Raw genomic sequence first — 5046 nt, 5'->3', positions numbered from 1 at the left:
CTTTTTGTATACCTAAAGTCAATAAGTATACGTGGTTCAATCTATAAAATTTTCGCCGCATAATGACGAAAGACTCATCATTTGGCAACCTTTAAGAAAAAAACACCATATTAATTTAGTTTTCAAACTTAAAAGCAGTGGATATAACCAGATCTAAATAACAGACCAGTTCTTTATCTCGATCAATTAACAATACAATTTAATAACCAACAAAACAACAATCTATACAATTAAGAAACAATAGAGAAATTCACTTAATTATTGAGCAAACATAAAACAATCATGAAGAGCAAAAAACTGAAAACTAAAGGCTTCAATTTTAAGCAATTTTGTATTGAGGGCGGCGAGAGTGGTATGCCCGTCAGCACTGATGGGGTCATGCTTGGTGCTTGGATTCAAAGCCCGAACAACGCTCAAATTCTCGATATTGGCACTGGCACCGGGTTGCTTGCCCTGATGTGTGCCCAACGCTTTACAGAAGCTCAAATAACCGCGGTCGATATTGAATTAACAGCCATTGAAGCTGCGCAAAAAAATGTGGTTCAGTCGCCTTGGTCAGCTCGTGTGAGTGTGTATCATTCCGACATACTAGACTTTACGCCGACGCATCCATTCCAACGCATCATTTGTAATCCGCCCTACTTCAACAGCGGCGAGCAATCGAAACACAGTCAACGTGCAACCGCGAGGCACACTGATACGCTACGCCACAACGCATTGCTACAACGTTGCTATCAGTTGCTTGATGAACAAGGGAAAGCTAATTTTGTGTTACCAATCACCGAAGGCGAACGGTTTATTGAACTAGCATTACACCAAGGTTGGCATCTATCGCGAGTCTGTCGTGTACAGCCATCAGAAAAGAAACTGGTACATCGACTGTTATTTGAACTGGCGAAGCAGCCTTGCGATACTCAAGAATCACATTTAATAATTCATTCGCATGACGGTTATAGTGACGATTTCGTCCAATTAACCCGCGAGTTTTATCTTAAGATGTGAAATAACATGTGATCCTTATCACCAATCACTTTATAATGTGCGACCTTTTTGTATTCTATGCTGTTGTGGCGAACCATTAACCAAGCTTTGCTTGTGGAGAACTCATTGTGATCAGAACCTTTGCTGAACTTGATCTAGACCAAAACCTACTTGAAGCCATTGAAGAGATGGGTTATGAACGCCCAACAAAAATTCAGGCAGAAGCGATTCCACAAGCGTTGGATGGTCGTGACATTCTAGCGTCAGCGCCAACAGGTACTGGTAAAACGGCAGCCTTCGTTCTGCCAGCATTGCAATACTTGCAAGACTTCCCTCGTCGCAAGCCTGGACCTGCGCGTATTTTGATCCTAACGCCGACGCGCGAATTGGCGATGCAAATCGCTGATCAAGCACGAGCTTTGGCAAAAAACACTAAACTGAACATTTTCACCATCACAGGTGGTGTTCAATACCAAGAGCACGCCGATATCCTTGCGACAACACAAGACATTGTGGTTGCAACGCCTGGCCGTTTAAAAGAATACATTGATGCAGAGCGTTTTGATTGCCGTGCGATTGAATGGTTAATTCTGGATGAAGCAGACCGTATGCTAGACATGGGTTTTGCTCCTACTGTTGATCGTCTATCTAACGAGTGCCGCTGGCGTAAACAAACCCTTCTGTTCTCAGCAACTTTAGAGGGTAAAGGCGTAGAAGGCTTTACCGCTGATCTGTTGAATGACCCAGCAGAGATTGATGCAAAATCGCCACTGCGTGAACGTAAGAAGATTGCTCAGTGGTACCACCGTGCTGATGATGCAGAACACAAGCTTGAATTACTAAAACACATTATTACTCAGCAAGCAGAACGCACCATTGTCTTCTTGAAGACACGTGAGCGTTTGGCAGAGCTACGAGCGCAGCTTGAAAGTGCACAGATTCCATGTTCTTGGATTCAAGGTGAAATGCCTCAAGATCGTCGTAACAATGCGATTTCTCGCTTCCGCGATGGTACTGTAAACGTGCTGCTCGCAACGGACGTCGCCGCACGCGGTATCGATCTTCCGGATGTGTCACACGTTATTAACTACGACATGCCACGCACGGCTGATGTTTACCTTCACCGTATTGGCCGTACGGCTCGTGCGGGTAAGAAAGGTAATGCTATCTCTATCGTAGAAGCACACGACCAACCAATGATGGATCGCGTTGCACGTTACGTGAAAGAAGACATCAAAGAGCGTTTCGTGAAAGAGATGCGTCCAAAACACAAAAAACCTGTGTTTAAGAAGAAAAAGAAAAAAGAATACAAGAAGAAACCAGCGAAAAAGAAAACCGCTAAGAAGAAATAATTTTGTTAGGGCGAAATAGCCCAAGCTAAAACATAACAAAGGGTTGGCACTGCCAACCCTTTTTCGTTTGTGTTTATTGAGATTAACGTAGACTACGTCTCAATCAGTTTTAGTTTTGCTCTTCGCGTTTAAATACTAACTCTGTTGGTGTCGATTCATCTTCAACAAAGTAGTAACCCGCCGTATCAAACTTAGTCAGATCTGCCACGCTCTCAATACGGTTTTCGATGATGTAACGCGCCATCATGCCGCGCGCTTTCTTCGCGTAGAAGCTGATGACCTTGTATTGGCCATTCTTACAATCTTTGAATACTGGCGTGATCACTTGCGCATCTAAGTTCTTTGGCTTCACCGCTTTAAAGTATTCATTTGATGCAAGGTTGATAAGGACATTATCACCTTGAGCAGAAATCGCTTCGTTAAGCTTGTCCGTAATAACATTGCCCCAAAACTGGTACAAGTTCGTACCTTTGTCGTTTGCAAGCTTGGTACCCATTTCAAGACGGTATGGCTGCATCAAATCAAGTGGTTTTAGTAAACCATAAAGACCCGATAGCATACGCAGATGACCTTGAGCATATTCGAAGTCCGCTTCAGATAAACTTTCGGCGTCTAGCCCTGTGTAAACGTCACCTTTAAATGCAAGAATGGCTTGTCGTGAGTTTTTCGTGGTAAACGTTTCACTCCACTCTTGAAATCGCCCAACATTCAAATCGGCAATCTTGTCGCTCACTTTCATTAAAGAGGCAACATCAGCAGGAGTCAGTTTGCGGCAAACATCGATAAGCTCTTTTGAGTATTCGACCAACTCAGGTTGAGTAAATTTTTCTGTCGCTAACGGAGACTCGTAATCAAGAGTCTTCGCTGGAGAAACTACGATAAGCATGACTTTCCCTTCTCTAATTCTGTTTTTTAATAGGGTACAAAAAAAGCCATGCATTGTCTGCATGGCTTTTTACATCGTACTAATAGCTTTCAACTATGAGTGATAGCTCACTTAGTCTTTTTTATCGTTGTACCAAATACCTTCTTCAAGCTGAGATTTCAGCTCAGGGAAGTCATTCGCATCAAACGTTGGTACTTTACCTTCACCAAGTTGGCGGTTGTAATCTTTTGCTAGCTTAATCACGATGCCAGATAGCAAGATGATTGCCACCAAGTTGACTATCGCCATCAGCCCCATCGAAACATCAGCAAGAGACCATACCACTGGGAGCGAAGCAAGTGCACCAAACATCACCATACCAAGAACAACAACGCGGAAAATGCTTAGACCCGCCTTGTGGTTGTGCTCTAGGAAGATTAGGTTCGTTTCTGCGTACGAGTAGTTCGCGATGATTGATGTAAATGCAAAGAAGAAGATTGCCACGGCAACAAAGATGCCCCCCCAATCACCGACTTGCGAGCTCAATGCACGCTGAGTTAGCTCGATACCCGTCACTTCTGTTGCTTGACCGACATACTCACCTGACATCAGGATGATAGCCACTGTCGCTGAACAGATAACGATCGTATCCATAAATACACCTAGCATCTGAACATAACCTTGAGATGCTGGGTGTGGTGGGTAAGGCGTTGCTGAAGCCGCCGCGTTTGGCGCAGAACCCATACCCGCTTCGTTCGAGAATAGACCGCGTTTAATACCGTTAATCATTGCCTGTGCAATCGCGTAGCCAAGACCACCAGCCGCCGCTTCTTGCAGACCAAATGCACTCTTAAAGATAAGCATTAATACATCAGGTAGCTTCTCTAGATTAGAGAACATGATGAACAGTGCTAGAGCCAAGTAAAGCAGCGCCATGATCGGAACGATCATCTCTGCGACTTTTGCGATACGCTTGATACCACCGAAAATTACAATCGCAGACAGTACTACAACCGCGATACCAACGTACAGGTCACTCCAACCAAATGCGGTGCTCATTGCATTTGCAATTGAGTTAGCTTGTACGGCGTTGAATACCAAACCAAAAGCGATGATTAGGAAAACTGAGAACAATACGCCCATCCAACGCATGCCCAGGCCTTTTTCCATGTAGTAGGCAGGACCACCACGGTAGTTGCCATCATCATCTTTGGTTTTGTATAGCTGCGCCAGAGTACTCTCTGCAAACGACGTCGCCATACCAAGCATTGCGATCAGCCACATCCAGAAGATCGCGCCAGGACCACCTGCAGTCAATGCAACTGCAACGCCCGCCATGTTACCTGTACCAACACGTGCAGCAAGACTAGTACAAAGCGCTTGGAAAGAAGAAATACCAGCTTTGTCTGCTTTACGACTGTTCTTAAGAACAGAGAACATGTGGCCGAAATGGCGGAACTGAATGAACCCTAATCGAACGGTGAAGTAAATACCAACACCAACAAGAAGATAAACCAGAATCGAACCCCAAAGGAGATCGTTCATCAAATTGATTAAGTCTGTCATGTGTACCTCAAAGTGAGTTGCGCCGGTCTATGCGTCCAAGCCATCCACCAAATTGCCTGCTAAGTGTCAAAGTGTGCTTAGCTTTTTAAGTAATGTTTATGGGCAATCTAGAATCGTAAACGTCGCTTCATGCATCCATTTTACGTACCAGCGTATTTTTTGACGGGCGGATAATGCAACCTAGGAGCGCAAAAATCAATATGCAATTATGCCAATAACATTGTTATTTTTCACTATAAAGTCACCAAAAAATAACATAAATGGAAGACTTAACACCTATAA

General features: G+C 44.0%; 4 protein-coding genes. 2 read left to right on the top strand and 2 right to left on the bottom strand.

The features are described from left to right. Positions 1-282: 282 nt before the first annotated feature. Both CAG69_RS21315 and srmB read left to right on the top strand, forming a co-directional pair. Positions 283-1002 carry a tRNA1(Val) (adenine(37)-N6)-methyltransferase gene (locus CAG69_RS21315; protein WP_161446131.1) on the top strand — a complete coding sequence of 240 codons (720 nt, stop codon included), beginning with the start codon at positions 283-285 and terminating at the stop codon, positions 1000-1002. Positions 1003-1109: 107 nt separating this feature from the next. Then, the gene (gene srmB, locus CAG69_RS21310) at positions 1110-2333 is read left to right on the top strand and encodes an ATP-dependent RNA helicase SrmB (RefSeq protein ID WP_161446129.1); all 1224 of its coding nucleotides are present in this window, start codon (positions 1110-1112) and stop codon (positions 2331-2333) included. Positions 2334-2442: 109 nt separating this feature from the next. Here srmB and yaaA read toward each other — a convergent pair whose 3' ends face one another. Together yaaA and CAG69_RS21300 are read right to left on the bottom strand one after the other, a co-directional pair. Further along, on the bottom strand, positions 2443-3219 hold the full coding sequence (yaaA, locus tag CAG69_RS21305; RefSeq protein WP_161446127.1) for a peroxide stress protein YaaA: 777 nt from the start codon (positions 3217-3219) through the stop codon (positions 2443-2445). A 111-nt stretch (positions 3220-3330) separates the two neighbouring features. Continuing rightward, positions 3331-4764, bottom strand: coding sequence for an alanine/glycine:cation symporter family protein (locus CAG69_RS21300; RefSeq protein WP_005396293.1), 1434 nt, complete (start codon positions 4762-4764; stop codon positions 3331-3333). Positions 4765-5046: the final 282 nt, after the last annotated feature.

It is taken from the genome of Vibrio sp. V43_P6S15P86 (assembly GCF_009904725.1).
Taxonomy (GTDB): domain Bacteria; phylum Pseudomonadota; class Gammaproteobacteria; order Enterobacterales; family Vibrionaceae; genus Vibrio; species Vibrio diabolicus.
The sequence above is the reverse complement of the archived record's forward strand: the minus strand, read 5'-3'. Positions and strand labels throughout refer to the sequence as shown.

Excerpts from the sequence above, each read along its gene's own strand:
- CAG69_RS21315 (WP_161446131.1), top strand. The coding sequence starts at position 283 with ATGAAGAGCAAAAAACTGAAAACTAAAGGCTTCAATTTTAAGCAATTT.
- yaaA (WP_161446127.1), bottom strand. The coding sequence starts at position 3,219 with ATGCTTATCGTAGTTTCTCCAGCGAAGACTCTTGATTACGAGTCTCCG.
- CAG69_RS21300 (WP_005396293.1), bottom strand. The coding sequence starts at position 4,764 with ATGACAGACTTAATCAATTTGATGAACGATCTCCTTTGGGGTTCGATT.